The sequence below is a fragment of the Candidatus Woesearchaeota archaeon genome (genome assembly GCA_016214075.1).
In the GTDB taxonomy this organism is placed as follows: Archaea; Nanobdellota; Nanobdellia; order Woesearchaeales; family DSVV01; genus JACRPI01.
Genome location: JACRPI010000043.1, coordinates 67534 through 83156, shown reverse-complemented (window position 1 = coordinate 83156; position 15623 = coordinate 67534). Strand labels below are relative to the sequence as shown.

14 protein-coding genes are annotated in these 15623 nt (G+C 39.6%); 7 read left to right on the top strand and 7 right to left on the bottom strand.

Annotated features, from left to right (window positions below; translation table 11 throughout):
- The 6 genes from HZC31_08185 to HZC31_08160 all read right to left on the bottom strand — a co-directional run bounded on the left by HZC31_08185 (nt 1) and on the right by HZC31_08160 (nt 7270).
- On the bottom strand, nt 1-936 hold the full coding sequence (locus HZC31_08185; protein ID MBI5003336.1) for a hypothetical protein: 936 nt from the start codon (nt 934-936) through the stop codon (nt 1-3).
- A gap of 90 nt (nt 937-1026) precedes the next feature.
- The gene (gene rfaE1, locus HZC31_08180) at nt 1027-2058 is read right to left on the bottom strand and encodes a D-glycero-beta-D-manno-heptose-7-phosphate kinase (GenBank protein MBI5003335.1); all 1032 of its coding nucleotides are present in this window, start codon (nt 2056-2058) and stop codon (nt 1027-1029) included.
- A complete protein-coding gene (locus HZC31_08175) occupies nt 2009-3076 on the bottom strand; it encodes an HAD-IIIA family hydrolase (GenBank protein MBI5003334.1) in 1068 nt (355 codons plus the stop codon). Before HZC31_08175 ends, rfaE1 begins: the two co-directional genes overlap by 50 nt.
- 12 nt (nt 3077-3088) lie before the next feature.
- Nucleotides 3089-4660 (bottom strand): D-sedoheptulose 7-phosphate isomerase, encoded by a 1572-nt coding sequence (gmhA, locus tag HZC31_08170; GenBank protein ID MBI5003333.1) that lies wholly within the window; start codon nt 4658-4660, stop codon nt 3089-3091.
- Nucleotides 4661-4743: 83 nt separating this feature from the next.
- Nucleotides 4744-6213 (bottom strand): UDP-N-acetylglucosamine 2-epimerase, encoded by a 1470-nt coding sequence (locus tag HZC31_08165; GenBank protein ID MBI5003332.1) that lies wholly within the window; start codon nt 6211-6213, stop codon nt 4744-4746.
- A gap of 1 nt (nt 6214) precedes the next feature.
- The gene (locus HZC31_08160) at nt 6215-7270 is read right to left on the bottom strand and encodes a glycosyltransferase family 9 protein (protein ID MBI5003331.1); all 1056 of its coding nucleotides are present in this window, start codon (nt 7268-7270) and stop codon (nt 6215-6217) included.
- Between the two features lie 168 nt (nt 7271-7438).
- On the opposite strand from HZC31_08160, the gene HZC31_08155 reads away from it, so the two are divergent.
- The 7 genes from HZC31_08155 (at nt 7439) to HZC31_08125 (ending at nt 14355) form a co-directional block, all read left to right on the top strand.
- Nucleotides 7439-8542, top strand: coding sequence for a hypothetical protein (locus HZC31_08155; GenBank protein ID MBI5003330.1), 1104 nt, complete (start codon nt 7439-7441; stop codon nt 8540-8542).
- 76 nt (nt 8543-8618) lie between these two features.
- On the top strand, nt 8619-9380 hold the full coding sequence (locus HZC31_08150; GenBank protein MBI5003329.1) for a hypothetical protein: 762 nt from the start codon (nt 8619-8621) through the stop codon (nt 9378-9380).
- 42 nt (nt 9381-9422) lie between these two features.
- Nucleotides 9423-10286, top strand: coding sequence for a class I SAM-dependent methyltransferase (locus HZC31_08145; protein MBI5003328.1), 864 nt, complete (start codon nt 9423-9425; stop codon nt 10284-10286).
- 184 nt (nt 10287-10470) lie between these two features.
- A complete protein-coding gene (locus HZC31_08140) occupies nt 10471-11205 on the top strand; it encodes a glycosyltransferase family 2 protein (GenBank protein ID MBI5003327.1) in 735 nt (244 codons plus the stop codon).
- A gap of 36 nt (nt 11206-11241) precedes the next feature.
- Nucleotides 11242-11895, top strand: a complete 654-nt coding sequence (locus HZC31_08135; protein MBI5003326.1) for a class I SAM-dependent methyltransferase — start codon at nt 11242-11244, stop codon at nt 11893-11895.
- A complete protein-coding gene (locus HZC31_08130; GenBank protein ID MBI5003325.1) occupies nt 11892-13808 on the top strand; it encodes a glycosyltransferase family 39 protein in 1917 nt (638 codons plus the stop codon). The genes HZC31_08135 and HZC31_08130 overlap by 4 nt, the downstream gene beginning before the upstream one ends.
- A 160-nt stretch (nt 13809-13968) precedes the next feature.
- Nucleotides 13969-14355, top strand: a complete 387-nt coding sequence (locus tag HZC31_08125) for a hypothetical protein (protein ID MBI5003324.1) — start codon at nt 13969-13971, stop codon at nt 14353-14355.
- 35 nt (nt 14356-14390) lie between these two features.
- On the opposite strand, the gene HZC31_08120 is transcribed toward HZC31_08125, so the two are convergent.
- Entirely contained in the window at nt 14391-15458 is a 1068-nt protein-coding gene (locus tag HZC31_08120; GenBank protein ID MBI5003323.1) for an mRNA surveillance protein pelota, read from the bottom strand.
- Nucleotides 15459-15623: the final 165 nt, after the last annotated feature.

Genomic DNA, 15623 nt, shown 5'->3' with positions numbered 1-15623 from the left:
CTATATTCCAACTTGTCGAAGTGCTGTTGGTAAATCTTTAATGCTATTAATTCCTACTGGTCTTTGAACATATGTTGCATCAATTTGGCGAACTAATTCATCATTTGTGCCTCCAGCATACCCTGTGTCCACAAGGAATGAACGGAGTGGGATTGTTCCATATTTTGCAGCCCATGCCTGATTGAAAAGTTCTGCTGTCCATGTATCATCTTTTTTATCTCCTACAACAAATGATCTTGTGACATCCACAGGAACACCTATTGTTTTAAATACTGCGAGTGCCTCTGTGAGCATACCATACCCACTTCCTTTTCGTGCACCGCAGTCTACTTTGTATTCGCCTTCTCCTTCTTTTGGATGGTGTGGGCAGTACAAAACTGCATCAATAATAATCCCTTGTCGTGCTGTATTTCTTAGAACATCACTGAGTTGCGTTGCCATTTCTGTTTCACTAAAATAGCCTCTTCCAACGCCTGATTGACCAGTCATAAGCACAGTGAGGCCTTGTCTTTGGTGTGTTTGTAGTGCTTCCACTGCACCAGGAATCATCAGGTGATCTGCAGCAGCAATAGGATATCCCATATCCGCTCGAACAACACTTCCATCCGGTTGCGGAACGCAAATCTCTTTTTCATGGGTTGTTCCTTCTCTGTCAAAGAAGCCAATAGAAACTCCTTGCGGAAACTGCGCAGCAAGTGATTGCCATCGTGCTACAAGAAACTCTAAGCCAGCATTTGTATCAGGAGCTACATATGCTTTTTTTGTTCCAAGTCCATGGGCATTAGCGATAATCTTTAATGGAAGCGTATGTGGGAATTCTCCTCGCGTTCCAAGCGTATTAAATCTCGCATCTTGTAATTGTTTACCAATTTCAGCAAGATTTCCTAACGAAATCCTCTCAAGGTCTTCAATTGTATATTTTTGTATTTCTCCCATTGTCTTTCCCTCCCATTAAATTTAGATCAATATTATTATTAGTAAGACACGCATTATCTTTTATAAATATTATTGCACGATAATGGTGCTTTATATTCTTTGTATCGCTTCCACAACTTCTTGCGCACTTACAGTTGCAGTTCCTAATTTTCCCACTACTATTCCTGCTGCACTATTCGCGACTGTTGCAGCTTGCGTCAATGTTGCGCCTGCGCACAATGCAAGGCTAGCAATCGCAACAACAGTATCTCCTGCGCCGGTGACATCATACACTTCTTTTGCGTTTGTCTGGATAGTGATTGGTTCTTGTCCACTCTCAAAAATAGTAATTCCTTTTTCTCCTCTCGTCAGGATAACATTTGTTTGTAAATCCTGTTGGATTTTCTTTCCAACTCCAAGAATTTGATTATCTTCATTTGTTGGAGAAACTCCTGCGAGCTCACACGCTTCTTTGTGATTAGGAGTTATAACACTCGCGCCCGCGTAAAAATTCTTGTGCTTTGGTTTTGGATCAACAATAAGACCAATGTTATTGATTTTGCAAAATGCAAGAATCCCTTTCATCAACCCTTCTGTCACAACGCCTTTCGCATAATCTGAAACAATAATTGCATCAAAAGAACCTTTTGCAGCTTCAAGATGCTGAAGAAATTCTTCTTCTTTTTTATTTTCTACATATGACGTATTTTCATGATCGACACGAAGCAATTGCTGCTGCTGCGCCATGATTCGAACCTTCTGAATGGTTGGTCTTTTTTCATCAATTAGAATGTGTGTTGTTCCAATCCCTCTCTTTTCCAACTCTTTGATGAATGTCTCTTTTGCTTTATCATTCCCCATAATTCCCATGAGCTGCGCTTTTCCACCCACTGCAACAATATTGTTTGCAACGTTCGCTGCACCTCCTGGAACATAGGTTTCTTTTTCTACACCCACAATCGCAACAGGTGCTTCTGGAGATACTCGGTCGACATTTCCCCAGATATATTTGTCTAATAAAAGATCTCCAACTACCAAAACCCGCTTCTGCTGCATATTGTTGACAAGGGTAATAAGTTCCTGTTTCATCTCATCACTTTGCATTTTGTTTTTCAATCCATTCTGCTGCTTGCAAAAGATCATCTGCAATAAAGTCTGCTTCAACTGTATATTGCTTATCAGCGCAGCCATGACCTGTTTTCATTGCAATAGTTTTACAACCAAACTCTTTTCCTGCATGAAGATCTCCTGTCTTATCTCCAATCGCTATGCACTCTTTTAAATCTAAATCCGCTTCTTCACGCGCGCGTTCCACTAATGCTCTTTTTGGATTCTTTCCATCTGCTGTTTTTGCGTGTGTCGCAAAGTAGATTTTATCAACAATAACTCCATATGGTTTGAGCTGCATGAACATTTCTCTGTTTACTTTATAGAAATCTTCCTTGCTGAAATACCCAATACCTATTCCTGCCTGTGTTGTCACAACAATAATTTTGTAGCCAAGATCCTGCATTTTTTTGAGTCCTTCTCCAACATGCGGCAAGAGTTTGAAGCGTTCAGGCTCGTGCAGATACTCAATGTCTTCGTTGATTGTTCCATCTCGATCAATGAGGATTGCTTTCTGTTGCTGTCGCACTTCTTTCTTTGTTGGTGTTCCTTCCACTTTTTGTCCATACACGCGGAGAATTTTTTCAATTAATGCTGTTGTGGATAACCCTTCTTCTAATGGGAGAAGCATAATTTCTCCACCATACTTTTCCACTGCGTCGCTGCTGGTGAGTTCTTCTGGTTTGTAATCTCCTGCTTTAATGTAATAGCTTGGCTTGATCACTTCAAGATTTGTTCTATTTCTTCGTTCATCAAACATAAACACATAATCAACACATTCTAAGCCTGCAAGAAGCATAATTCTATACTTCTCTGGAACAAGCGGTCGATCAGGTCCTTTGTAACTCTGCACAGAAAGGTCGCTGTTTACCGCGACAATAAGAATATCACATTTTTCTTTTGCTTTTTCGAGATAACTAATATGACCTCCATGAACAATATCAAAGCTGCCACTGGTGAATCCAACTTTCTTTCCTTCTTTTCTCCACTGTTCGACAAGTGGACCAAGTGTTTCTCTTGTTGTTATTTTTTCCTGTATTCTTCTCGTGTTCATTTTCATTACCCCCTAAAAGTATCCTTGTTTATGCATGTGCTCTTCAAAAAGTTCACATATAATATGAATCAGCGCAACATGCGCTTCCTGAATTCTCGGTGTGTTGTTTGATGGAACAATGATAGCAACATCTGCTATTTTTGCTGCTTGACCTCCATCTCTTCCAGTCCACACTGCTGTTTTTGCACCTAATTTCTTCGCAACTTCAAACGCTTTCATGACGTTCGGGGAATTTCCGCTTGTGGTGATTCCAAGAACAATGTCTCCAGGTTTGCAATGCGCTTCTACCTGCCTTGCAAAAATAAGATCGTACCCATAATCATTTCCGACTGCGGTGATAATCGATGAATCTGTGGTGAGCGCAATCGCAGGTAATCCAGGGCGTTCCATCTTATAGCGCCCGACAAATTCCGCAGCAAGATGCTGCGCATCTGCAGCGCTTCCTCCATTTCCAAACACTAACAGTTTGTTTCCTTTTTTGTATGCGTCAATAATCATTGCGGCAAGTTCTTCAATTTCATCCATTTGATTTTCTATGACTGCCTGTTTGACGCGAATGCTTTCTCGTAAATATTCATAAATATCTAATCTCAAGAATTTCTGCATTTCTTCCTGGTTGATTGTCGCGCTTCCTTTTTTTGTGACGACTACTCCTGCTCCATAATTTGCAAGTTTTGCAGCTGTAAAGAGATCATACTTTGCAGCAATTCCCAGCGCAAGAATACTCGTGATTGCGTCTCCAGCACCTGTAATATCTGCAACTTCAAGCGCTCTTCCTTGGATGTGATCTATTTTTCCATTTTGATCGCAAATCGTTATTCCTTTTTTTCCGCGAGTTATCACACTTGCACCATTGTAGCGTTTGGTGAGTTCTGCCGCAAGGAGCGCAGTTTCCCTATCTTCATTAGGCAATGTATATCCTAGCGCACAATTTGTTTCATTATGATTAAACGTAATGATAGACACATCTTTATAGAATTCTACATGCTGTGGTTTTCCATCGACGATTACTGGTTTCTGCAGTTGCTTTGCCATACTCACCAGTGCTTGCACTAAAGAAGAAGTGCATAATCCTTTTCCATAGTCTGAGATAACGACAACATCCATTGAAGGAAGAAGTGTTTTACTCTTTTCTATAATTTGCGTTTCAATCTCAGAAGAAATTGGCGACGCTGATTCATAATCCAGCCGAATCATTTGTTGTTCATTGCCAAAGTAGCGGATCTTTTCTGTTGTTTGCCTGCTTTCATCAGAAACAAGCGACGTAACAGAAATGCCCAGCGCTGTAAAAAGAGCACATACTTGACTTGCTGCGTTGTCCTTTCCTAGAACACCTACTGGAAATGGTTCTGCGCCAAGGTTTTTGAGATTATGCGAAACAAGCGCTGCTCCTCCAAGTGATCGTTTTTCGCTCTGCGCATGAATAATGGGAACTGGCGCTTCTGGAGAAATTCTTGATACTGCTCCAGCAATCTCTGTATCGAGCATTACATCTCCTATGACGAGTACTTTTTTGTTTAGGAAATGTTTTGTGGTCAGTGTTGTTATTGCGTTATTCATTTGCTCTTCTCGTTTTCCTTTCAATATAGCCAAAGACTAAATAAGCGAACATAAAAGTCTTTGGCTGAATAGTTGAGGACATTAATAATGTTCGAAAAAATGTGTCCTCAACTATATCCCAAATCATCATGCGCCCAACCAAAGGGCTTTCTGTTCTCTTCCATTAATTGCTTGACAATACTGATAAACTTCTTCGCAACTTCTTTGCCGTAGAGTTTCTTTGCTGTTCGCATCGTGTTCATGATCGCTTCATTCTTGACCGCATAATCCACTGTCGCTGCCATAAACGCTCCTGAAATTGGAGGGACTAATAGATTGGAATGGCTGTCCATCACAGTTTCTGGGCGGTCTGTGTTAAATCGTGACGTAAAGCAGGGTTTGCCGAGTAAATTCATTTCTTCCTGCACTCCTCCTGAATCTGTTAATGCAGCAAGGCAGTGCTTCGAATTGTAAAACTCAATCACGTTCGCATATTCTGGCCAGACTTCTGTATGCAAGAAGTTTTTACTTTTTTTCATTTCTTCAATCATTGGACGAAGATTATATTTGTTCAATGAATCTCGCGTTGTGTTCATTTCAATAAAACAAATTTTGTTTCCTTTTTCCAACAGAATTTTCATGCATTCAATGATTGCTCTAAATCGTTTTTCCACCTGATTTTCTTTTCTGTGAATATCAACACGAAGCCATTCTCCTTCTGTAAGTTGTGGATAGATTTCAAAAATACTTTTTGTTGGTTTTTCCTGCATTTTCCTTTCTAACGCTTCGACAACGACACCACCAGTCACCCAGATCTTATTTTCAGGATGTCCTTCTCTGATGAGATGTTGCTTGTTTAATTCCAACGGCGCAAACATAAACTCGCTTCCTTTTGACGCAACAAAGGTGTCCCATTGTTCTGGGAATGGCTCATTGGTTAAAATTTTCCATTCTCCATACCATTGCTCTTTGACAAACTCTTCTGGAGTGAGTGTTGTTGCTTGCGGCAGGCACGTCGCTGTCATTGAACGTAGACCTGCTTCATTGTGAATTGCTTTTTCTTCTCTGTTAAACATCCATGCCGCTGGAACAATGCTGCACATAATCGTGTCTCCAAGCACGACAGGCATGACGGTAATCTCAGGCCACTCTTTTTTCAGGTAATTCGCGAACCAACTGAATTTGGTGAAAAGTTCTGCTGATTTTTGCGCAAGATTTCCTCGTATGGAGAGATTTACTGCAATCTTATTCGCGTAATCAAATTCTTTTTCTCCGTACGTCAAGTTCGCGTCATAATGTTGGTTGGAATTAATGATAATGTACGGAACATCTTGCTTTTGCGCTTCAACAATAGATCCATAGAATTTGTAAAAGCATGGTTTTGTGCCAATGACAAAGACAAGCACCCATTTCTTTTCTTTCTGCGCTTTTTCCATTGTTTCTTTAATAAGACTTTCATTGATGCTCATTGGCAAATATTTTGGCACGATTTGGATGTGGCTTTCCTGCTTTGTTTCGACTCGGATTTCTTCGGGAATATTTTTTACCGCGCCAAACATGGATTCGTAGTTATCGTAATTTCCTTTTTCTGTGGTCATTTTAGACTCCTCTTTCTTGTTCAATATTCTCTATCATTTTTTGTGTTGGTGTAAGAAGGTCTTGTATTTCTATGCGCTCAATACAGCTTGGTTTTTTGTCTGTTATTTTTTTGTAGCAGCAGAGACAATCGCTTTCTTTGAATATCTTTGTTCCTTTATTGAACATTTCAATTTCCCACGGTGATGTTGGTCCAAAAAACGCAATCACTTGTTTTTCTAATGCGTGCGCAATGTGGAGCGCAAGGCTGTCTGCTGTGATCACGATGTCGCAGACATTAATGACGCTTGCAAATGTTCTGATGCTCGCGACTGGTTCGACATAGATGATATTTGGATTTGGACAAAGCGCTTTTATTTTCTTGTTTCGCTCTGCCTCATCTAAGCCACCCAAAAGAAGAATTTTGTTATTTGGATTCTCTGCAAGCGCATTGCACACTGCTGCTGTTTTCTCAACACGGAGCATTTTGAGTATCCATCGAATTCCTGCTCCTGGATTAATGCCAATCACGGTGTTTTGCTTTTCTATTCCTGCTTTTTCTGCGATTCCTTGACCATATCTGAGTTCTTCCTGCGTGAGTTCTAAGATTGGTTTTCGTTGCGCGCATTGTTTGATCTCAAACATTTCCGCGTAGATATCTTGGAATGTTCTTCTGTTTGCTGCTTTCAAGCGGTCTGCTTCTGCTTTTCCGCCGCGTTCTTCTGATCTGAGCAAACCCATACCAAACCATGCTTCGACATCTGCAGTGTATACTCTCTTGCTATTTTGTAGGTATGCACCTTGTAATCGTTCAGTGTCCATAGCAAAAGCAAACGCACAAACTTCTTCTTCATCATCAAGCGAAAGTATCCAATCAAAGTGTTTGCCATAAAGTATATCTCTTTGTCCCCAAACAATTATGGAGGCTATAAAAGGATTATTTGTGAGGATTTCTTCTGCGTTTTCTTTCGTGAGCCATGTTATTCTGCTTTCAGGATACTTTTCTTTTATTCCTCTTGCTACAAAAGTGGTTCTAAGAACATCGCCTAACGCACCAAGTTTAATTATTAAAACATCCATCCATGTCATCCCAGTTTTCTAAAATAGATTTTTCCAGAAAGTATGAAGAGTTCATACTTTTCTTTAAGTAATTAGAACGCTGTTTTCTTTATAAAGGTTATGGAAGTGGGTTCTTGTTTCTCGTCAGTGTGGACAAAACTTAAAAGGCGTTTTGCATTTCTCTCTTTTATGACCGATGAAGTAGAACATCCATCTGTAATCCTTCTTTCCACTGGCGCAATTGGGGACATGGTTATCGCGTCTGCGCTTGCTGCGCAGTTTTATCAACGAGATATTCCTCACGGTATTGTTTCTTCAGGTTTTACTCTTCCATTATGGAAACATTTTGGTTTTGCCACAACGTATGCGTATGGCTCTGATATGTCGGTTCCTGAACTTCCTTCAGGTGCAGTAGTTGTTGACATTCGTCGTTATCTTCGTCATTTTCCGCATACTGAACTCTTACCAGGCACACAACGCAAAGGACATCTTTGTGAATGGATGGCTGTTGAAGCTGTTCATGAACAAAATGTTCTTGAGGATATCTTGCGAGTTGGTTCACTTTCGGTTGCAGATAAAGCTTCAAGTATAACTTCTGTTTCTCGCGATGATGTCCATCTATTTATGACAGAAGAAGAAATTCAAGCAGGAATGGATTGGGTTGCTGCCTTGCAAAAAGAGCATGGCAATAAACCACTGGTTATTCTTTCTCCATATTCTACAACAGTCAATAGAAATATTGGAAAACAACGACTTGATGAAGTTGTGTATGGCTTACAGGATTCAGTGATTCCTTGCCAACTTACTCCAATACCAGAAGGTGGTGCAATTAACGGCGCAATTCGTGTTGGGGATAGAGATCTTCGCAACGTTGCAGGATTGCTGCTTGCAGCTGACGCATATGTCGGCGTTGATAGTGGGCCATTGCACATGGTCAACGGGGTTATTCAAGGAACAGCGTGGTATGGTCATAACTTAAAGTCACAGAGAAATAAAGGCAAAGTGTTTGTTGTCACAGGAAGTTCTGCTCCAGAAGTCGTCGCATATGAAGGAAATACTGTTCTTCAAGCGCCTGTTCGCGTTTGCGATGTTGCGCCCTGCGGCGCGCATGGGTATGTTGCTTCTGAAGAGTATGGAACTCGCTTTGGAACAGACTTTCATCCTTCTCCGCGAGATAAAGGAGGTTGTGTTTTCCAAAATCATCATTACAAAGATACTGCTCCTTGTATGACTGCTGTTCCTTCTGAACAAATTATCGAAGCAGTTCGTGATTATTTACGGCAGAGAACATAATTTACAGGTATGCATTTTTTCTTGACCATTTTCTTTAATCCAAACCTTTATTAAAAAGTATGACTTAGTATTCTTGATGAGCATCACGAAAGAAAAAATTGCGATTTCTCTTGATAAACCTCTGCTCACGCTTGTTGACGCGCTTGTGGATGGTTCCACTGTGCGCAGTCGATCGCAGGCAATTGAATCGTTAGTTCGTAAAGGTCTCAGCCAGGAATATATTCGCGACGCGCTGATTCTTATTAAGAAAGAACATCAGCAACTTCTTCTTCAAAAGATTGACGGCAAACCATTGCTCGTCCGCCATCTTGAACTTTTGGAAAAAGCAAACATTAAACAGTGTTATCTTATTACTCCTGAAACTTCTCTGACCAAAACTTTTCCTTCTCTTCTCGGGAAACGTAAAATACACTTTACCCATATCATAGAAACTGCTCCTTCTGGCACTGTTGGCGCGCTTCGACTTTTGCAGGACAACGTGAGCACAAACTTTGTTGTTTTGCTTGGTGACACTTATAATCAATTCGATCTTACTAAAATGATTCTTTTTCATCTCACCAAAAATAAAATCGCGACAGTTGGGCTCATGAGTCACAATAATCCGAGCCTGTACAGTTCTGTGGAACTTGAAGGAGATCGAATTGTCGCATTCCGAAATAAAAAAAAATCAAACTCTTTCATTGTTGATGCCGGTGTTTATGTCTTTAACATCATGCTTTTCCACTACTTTGATTCTTCTGCGCGATTTTTTGAGAAAGACGTCCTGCCTAAGCTTTGCGCGCTCGATCAAATGAATGGATACTTTACCTTTGGTCAGTATAAACATTTTGGGGAGTAGTTTACATAATCTTTTTAACTCATTTCTCTTCTCTTTCTTTTCATGGATGATATGTGCTTTGTTTGCAGTGGCAAAGGTCTTTTGAAACAGACAAAACCCATTCCTATGTACCTCTGCATGAATTGTGGGAGTATGTGGCAGCAGAAATCTGTTCCTAAAAAAACAGACGCGGAAATATATTCAGAAGCGTATTACAAAAAGATTTGGGGATATAGCAAGGAAACAGATGCTCTTGTTGCTCGGTCAAAATGGTATGTTTCTAAAAAGTGCATCAAGCTTCTTCATCGTTATAAGAAAGGAGGAACTGTTCTTGAAGTTGGTTGCGGACTTGGATACTTGCTTGCACTTCTTCAGCAGGATTCTTTTTGTTACGATGTCTATGGCATTGAAGTTTCTTCTTTTGCGCAACGTGTTTCTGAAGAACGGGTTGGAAAAGGAACGATCTTTTCTTCTTTTGATTTTCTGAAGAAGAGAAATATTCTTTTTGACAGTATTATTTTCTTCGATTCATTGGAGCATATTGCTGATCAGGATACTTTGTTTCGCGATCTTGATGCTCTTTTGAAGGATGATGGTATTGTTCTTGTCATCATGCCTGATGCCTCTTCGTGGGTTGCACAGCTCTTTGGCAAAAATTGGCTTGAATACAAAGAAGATCACGTTCTTTTTTATACAAAAAAATCCTTTGCGCAACAGTTAGAGCAGAAAGGATACCACTTATTGCTTTGTCGTTCGACCTGGAAGACCGTGACCTTGTATTATTTTATTTCTTATCTTTCTGTTTTTAGAATTCCTGTGGTGAGTTCCTTCTTTGAATTCTTGGAAAGACTTTTACCTGAATTTATTTTGAACATTCCTCTCTCTTTGCCTATTGGACAAATGGTTGCAGTTTTTGAGAGGAAGTAGCTCGTTTGGATATCTCAATTGCTTATTCTTAAGAAAATCATTTTGTAAAAAATAATAAATAAAGACTTGCGTTGTCATAATGGATTCTTGCTGAGCGATTCTTAGTACTGATGCGGTTTGGAATCAAAGTGATTTGTCTATTTTTCTCTAAACTTATTTAAAGCATGGTTTGTTTCATTCAATTATGGTTCAAGATCAAAAACTTTCCATTATTATTCCAGTTTATAACGAAGAAGCATACGTTGCGCAGCTTCTTGATCGTGTGCTTGCGGTCAAACTTCCTTCTCTCTCTAAAGAAGTGATCATTATCGAAAGCAATTCCACTGATGGGACACGCGAGATTGTCAAAAAATATGAGAAGAACAAAGAAGTCAAAGTTTTTTATCAAGAAAAACCGCTTGGAAAAGGCAATGCGCTGAAACTGGGATTTCAACACGCAACTGGGATTATTATTCTTATTCAGGACGCTGATTTAGAATATCAACCTGAAGAGTATGGGAAATTGCTTGAACCAATTCTTTCTGGTCAAACTTCCTTTGTTCTTGGCAGTAGACCTCTCGCGAAAGAAAGTTGGACTATTCGTAAGTATCCAGGCTATTTCTTTTATGCACGCCTTCTCAATCTTGGCGGTTTTTTTTATACAATGCTTTTTAACGCTCTTTATTTTATCTGGCTTACTGATCCTGCCACCATGTTCAAGGTCTTCAAAAAGGAATGTATTTCTGGATTGACTTTCAAAAGCAATTATTTTGACTTGGATTGGGAGCTTGTTTCGAAACTGGTGAGGAAAGGCTACTCGCCTGTTGAGGTTCCAGTTTCTTATCATTCTCGGTCGACTGCTGAAGGAAAGAAAATACGCTTTTTGAGGGATGGAATTCTAGTTTTTTGGGCTATTTTACGGTATAGGTTTTTTGACTAGGAAAACATATAAACTATTTTTCTCTTCTTTCTTTTTATGACTGAAATACAAAACGCAAACAACCAAGACCCTGTTGGCTTTTCCTTGTGGTATCTTCATCCACGACTCTATGATCTTGGCATGCTTTTGATTAACGGAACTTTTTATCTTAACATTTACAAAGCAATCGCTGCACAGATTCCAGAAAACAGTTCTGTTCTTGATGTTGGCGCTGGTCCATGCACACTTTCTCGCTATCTGAAGAAATCTTGTAGATACGAGGCATGGGACACTAACCCTCATTTTGTTCGCTTCAGTAAAAAGAATGGAATCAACATTCGTGCTGTTAATGCATTAGAAGAACCTATCCCTCCACAGTATGATTACATTGTTTTGAGTGGTGTATTGCATCACATTCATCCGCATGAAAAGCATCTTGTCGGAAAATGTTTCGCTGCTGCACAAAAAGGACTTATTATTGTGGAGCCATTTGCAAATCCACAACAGGAAACACGAAAAATATATCGCATGTTGCGTGATTTTCGTCGTAAAACTTTTTTAGAGCGCTGGGTTGGGGAGTATGATGGCAGAAATCATCCAGATGGCATTATTATTCATTCTGAAAAAGAACTGCTTACGTTTCTTGATTCTTTTGGGAAAAATACAAAAACATATATTGGTGATGAAATTCTTACTGTGTATTCAAAATGATCGACGCACTCTTGCTCATTAGTATTGTCTTTTTTTTCCTTCTTCTCTTTTTCTTAGGTTTCTCTCTTTTTTATTTTTCTCCTGTCTCTTTTTCTACAACAGATAATTTTTTCATTCGCTTGCTTTTGTATCTTGGTTCTGGTTTAGGCACTCTTGTCTTTCTTATCATTCTCTTTGATGTAGGGGGTATTCCTTTAGATTATAGAATCTTCTTTGCAATTTCTCTGCTCTGTCCCTTGCATTTTGTTCTCTTTCACTGGAATAATTTTATTTCTTCTCTTCAAGGTCTTTTTTCCTTTTCTTCGTATTCAAAGAAAGAAGTTCTTTGTTTTGGTGCTATTTTTGTTGCTGCTCTTGTTCTTTTCTACACTTTTCTTGTTGGCGCGTTTGCTTATCCATATTTAGAGGATGATGATCCGTGGGAACACGCTGTTGCTGTCAAATATATTGCAGATGAAAAGACGTATTATCAGCCAAGTGGCGAAGCAATCTCTCATTATCTTGAACCGTATCCTCCTACTTATGATGCACTTCTTGCTCTTGTCTATCAAATCAATGGAAGTATTTTCTTGACGCTCAAAGTGTTTAACGTGCTCTTGATTGCGCTTGGCATTCTTTTCTTTTTTCTTTTTGCCCGCGAATTATTTGGTCTTGAGGTTGCCACTGTTGCTGCTCTGGTTCTTGTTGTACTCCCAAGCTGGATGAGTCATTTTATTTGGAGTCACACTCTTGCGCTTGTTCTCTTCTTTCCTGCATTGATGCTTGCTCTTCGTGGTTTTACTGACCAGCGTTACATACTTCCTGCCGTTATTCTTATTGCAGCGGAAATGGTCACTCATCCTTTTGTCGCGATTCTCTTTGGTGCGTTTTACATTATCCTTGTTCTCTGGCACGTTGGTTTTACATTTGCTTCTTTACAGAAAAAAACATTCACGACTATGAACGCCTTTACTAGTAGTTTTTTGATTGGCTTTTTTGGTGTTGCTTTGAGCTTTCTTTATTGGGGGCAGCAGTTGCTTCGGCATGGCCTTGAAAATATTCTTTACAGTCATACTGGTGGTTTTAGTGGTGTTGCATCTTCTGGCTTAGAAACAGCTGCGGATTTGTACATTAATCCCGCATATACTTTATCAGATTTTCTTGTTGCGCCTCTTGTGACGAAAATAGATCAGCCAACAGGATTTGGGGTTCTTGTATTTGTTTTTGTGCTTTTTTCTGTTCTTTATCTTCTTTGGAACTGGAAGAATTATTTTTCTGCTGAAAAATACCATCTTGTTGTTCTTGTATGGTTTGTTCTTACATTTGTAGGATTGCTTGGTGGACATTTGCCGTTTAGCATATTGACGCATCGGTTTTGGGCGTATGTTTCTATTCCAATGGCTTTGCTTGTCGGTATTTTTGTTGTTCTCCTTTTTGAAAAAATACAGAATCGCACTGTTGCTATTGTCGTTGGTTCTCTTCTTTTTGTCGGTGTTTTTGGCATTCCTTCTTTTGACGCATTTAATGCGTATACTTCCTGGTATCCTAAGTATGTTGTGGAGACTTCATCATGGCCTCCTGGTGTTGCGTGGAGTTCTGTGCAAGAATTGGAAGGATATATGTGGATGCATGATAATCTTGCGGGTTCTCGTGTTTTGAGTTTGTGCAAAGAAGAGCGGTTCTTGATTGGGTTTGATGTTGAGACGCATTTTCCGAATGATGAGATGAATGCGTTTAGAAAAACTATTGCAACGAAAACAGTTGAGGAGCTTGTAGAAAAAAGCGCAGGCTATGATGCACTTTCTTTGGAATATACTTGTGTGAAAAAGGGATACTTGACTGAGGAAGAGTTGAATACTTTCGCGAATGCGCTTGCTTCAGAATTTTCTGTTTTGTTTATGAATGATGAAGTTGTGGTGTATGCTTTGAATTGACATTTTTTGAACTATTGTTTTTCTTTCCTCTCTCATTTTGAAATGTTTTATCAAATAAATTTTTTGGATTTACTCTTGTTCGTTACTCTTTTGCCCCCTCTGTGATTAGAAAGTAATTTATACTATCAGTTTCATCGAAAAGAAAAAAGAGGTGTGATCCATGAAATCAAATGAAACGTCAAAATATCTTCCTATAATAGTGGGGATTGTTGCTGTTATTGGGATTGTTGTAATGATATTGAATAGTGGTTTGATTTTAAACAGCACAACTGTTTCAGGGTGGGCTGTCTCCATCGCAAAAGTTGTAAATCCAACAATGAAAATAAGTTGTAAGGATAGCGATGGTGGTGATGATAAGTACACAAAAGGAGAAACTATCGGAGCGGAATCTAGAGGAGGGGCAGTATCCACATTTACTGATACTTGCATCCATTTTACTAATACCGCGGAAGGAGTACTGGAGTATTATTGTGAGATGGGATTAGTAAAGTCTAATGACCCTGTTTGTAGTTCAAATGGATGTCAGAATGGTGCTTGTGTAAGGTGAGTAATGATTGAACAGAAGTTATTTTTTCTATTTTTTTACCAACTCATCTTATACCTGAGAATCGCAGCAATGCCGCCAAGACCATCTAATTTCTTTCCGCCTTCATGCTCTGCGCTGACTATATGCACATTTCCATTTGCCTGATTCACTGTTCGCATGAGCCTGTCTAATTGCGCGAATACATTCTCCTGCCGCATTTTTTGGATTAACGCATCGGTGACGAGGAGTTCGCTTATTGCGCCTGCTTCTGCCGCTTTTCTTGTTTCTTTCATTCCATACACTGCGTTTCCATCCTTGACAATTTCTTTCATCACATCATCTACTAAATTTATCTCTCGCACAATATTGTCATCTTTAAGCGCAGTCATTGTTTCAGGGCGCTTGAGGACTTCTTCAAATCCAGCTTTGCTGACATCACTACAGGTTGCAAGCAACACTTTTTTCGCGATTGCTTTGCTCTTGATTTCTTCTTGTAAATATTCTTTCCAAAAACCAGGACTTGCGACAATTATTTTATCAAGCTCATATCTTTTTTCGTATTCTTCTATTTGCTTCACGACATCTTGATAGAATGTTGCTTTTACTTTTTCAGGACTTGCTTTTTTTTGTACTTCGCCTTTCATTTCTAACAGGAATTCGTAGCCATATCGTTTCATTGTCGCGAAGAATGCTTCGTCTCTGTCGACAAGGCAGAGAAGCACTTTTGCCTGTTTTGTTTCTGCAGCTTCTTTGAGCTTTTCCAGTTGATATTTTAGCCACTGCTCTTTTCTGATCGTGAGCGTTGTTCCCGGTTCTCCATTAAACGTGTGATAGGTTCCTCTTGGCACATCTTCAGGACCATTTATGATTTTGCCTGAGATTCTTAAGATGTTTGCGTATTTATGAAATTCTACTTTTTCCACGTCAATTTCAAGATGCACTGTCTTTCGTATTACTTTTTGATCTCTATCGCTTCCTGCCCCTTCTAACTTTATTTTTCGCTCGGTGAGTCCTTCGACTCTGTCTTTCTCTTCAATAATGGCACTGAGATACCAGAGATCATCGAGGTTGTCGATCTGTACTTTGATTTTCCCTTGCTTGAGGTCACGATGGAGGATTTTCATTCGTTTCTGCTTTCTTATGCAGTTAATATGTTTTTCCTAAGTAAAAATAATCCCAGACGGCGTATCCCACGTCTAAAGACGTGGGCTTTGCCGTCGGGATTATTAAACATGAGAAGATAACGGCTTCATCCCCGCACTAAAGTGCGGGGCTTTCGCCGACTTCTC

Bases quoted from the DNA above. Each gene is read 5' to 3' on its own strand.
- HZC31_08185 (MBI5003336.1), bottom strand. From the start codon at position 936: ATGGGAGAAATACAAAAATATACAATTGAAGACCTTGAGAGGATTTCG.
- rfaE1 (MBI5003335.1), bottom strand. From the start codon at position 2,058: ATGATCTTTTGCAAGCAGCAGAATGGATTGAAAAACAAAATGCAAAGT.
- HZC31_08175 (MBI5003334.1), bottom strand. From the start codon at position 3,076: ATGAACACGAGAAGAATACAGGAAAAAATAACAACAAGAGAAACACTT.
- HZC31_08165 (MBI5003332.1), bottom strand. From the start codon at position 6,213: ATGACCACAGAAAAAGGAAATTACGATAACTACGAATCCATGTTTGGC.
- HZC31_08160 (MBI5003331.1), bottom strand. From the start codon at position 7,270: ATGGATGTTTTAATAATTAAACTTGGTGCGTTAGGCGATGTTCTTAGA.
- HZC31_08155 (MBI5003330.1), top strand. From the start codon at position 7,439: ATGACCGATGAAGTAGAACATCCATCTGTAATCCTTCTTTCCACTGGC.
- HZC31_08150 (MBI5003329.1), top strand. From the start codon at position 8,619: ATGAGCATCACGAAAGAAAAAATTGCGATTTCTCTTGATAAACCTCTG.
- HZC31_08145 (MBI5003328.1), top strand. From the start codon at position 9,423: ATGGATGATATGTGCTTTGTTTGCAGTGGCAAAGGTCTTTTGAAACAG.
- HZC31_08140 (MBI5003327.1), top strand. From the start codon at position 10,471: ATGGTTCAAGATCAAAAACTTTCCATTATTATTCCAGTTTATAACGAA.
- HZC31_08135 (MBI5003326.1), top strand. From the start codon at position 11,242: ATGACTGAAATACAAAACGCAAACAACCAAGACCCTGTTGGCTTTTCC.
- HZC31_08130 (MBI5003325.1), top strand. From the start codon at position 11,892: ATGATCGACGCACTCTTGCTCATTAGTATTGTCTTTTTTTTCCTTCTT.
- HZC31_08125 (MBI5003324.1), top strand. From the start codon at position 13,969: ATGAAATCAAATGAAACGTCAAAATATCTTCCTATAATAGTGGGGATT.
- HZC31_08120 (MBI5003323.1), bottom strand. From the start codon at position 15,458: ATGAAAATCCTCCATCGTGACCTCAAGCAAGGGAAAATCAAAGTACAG.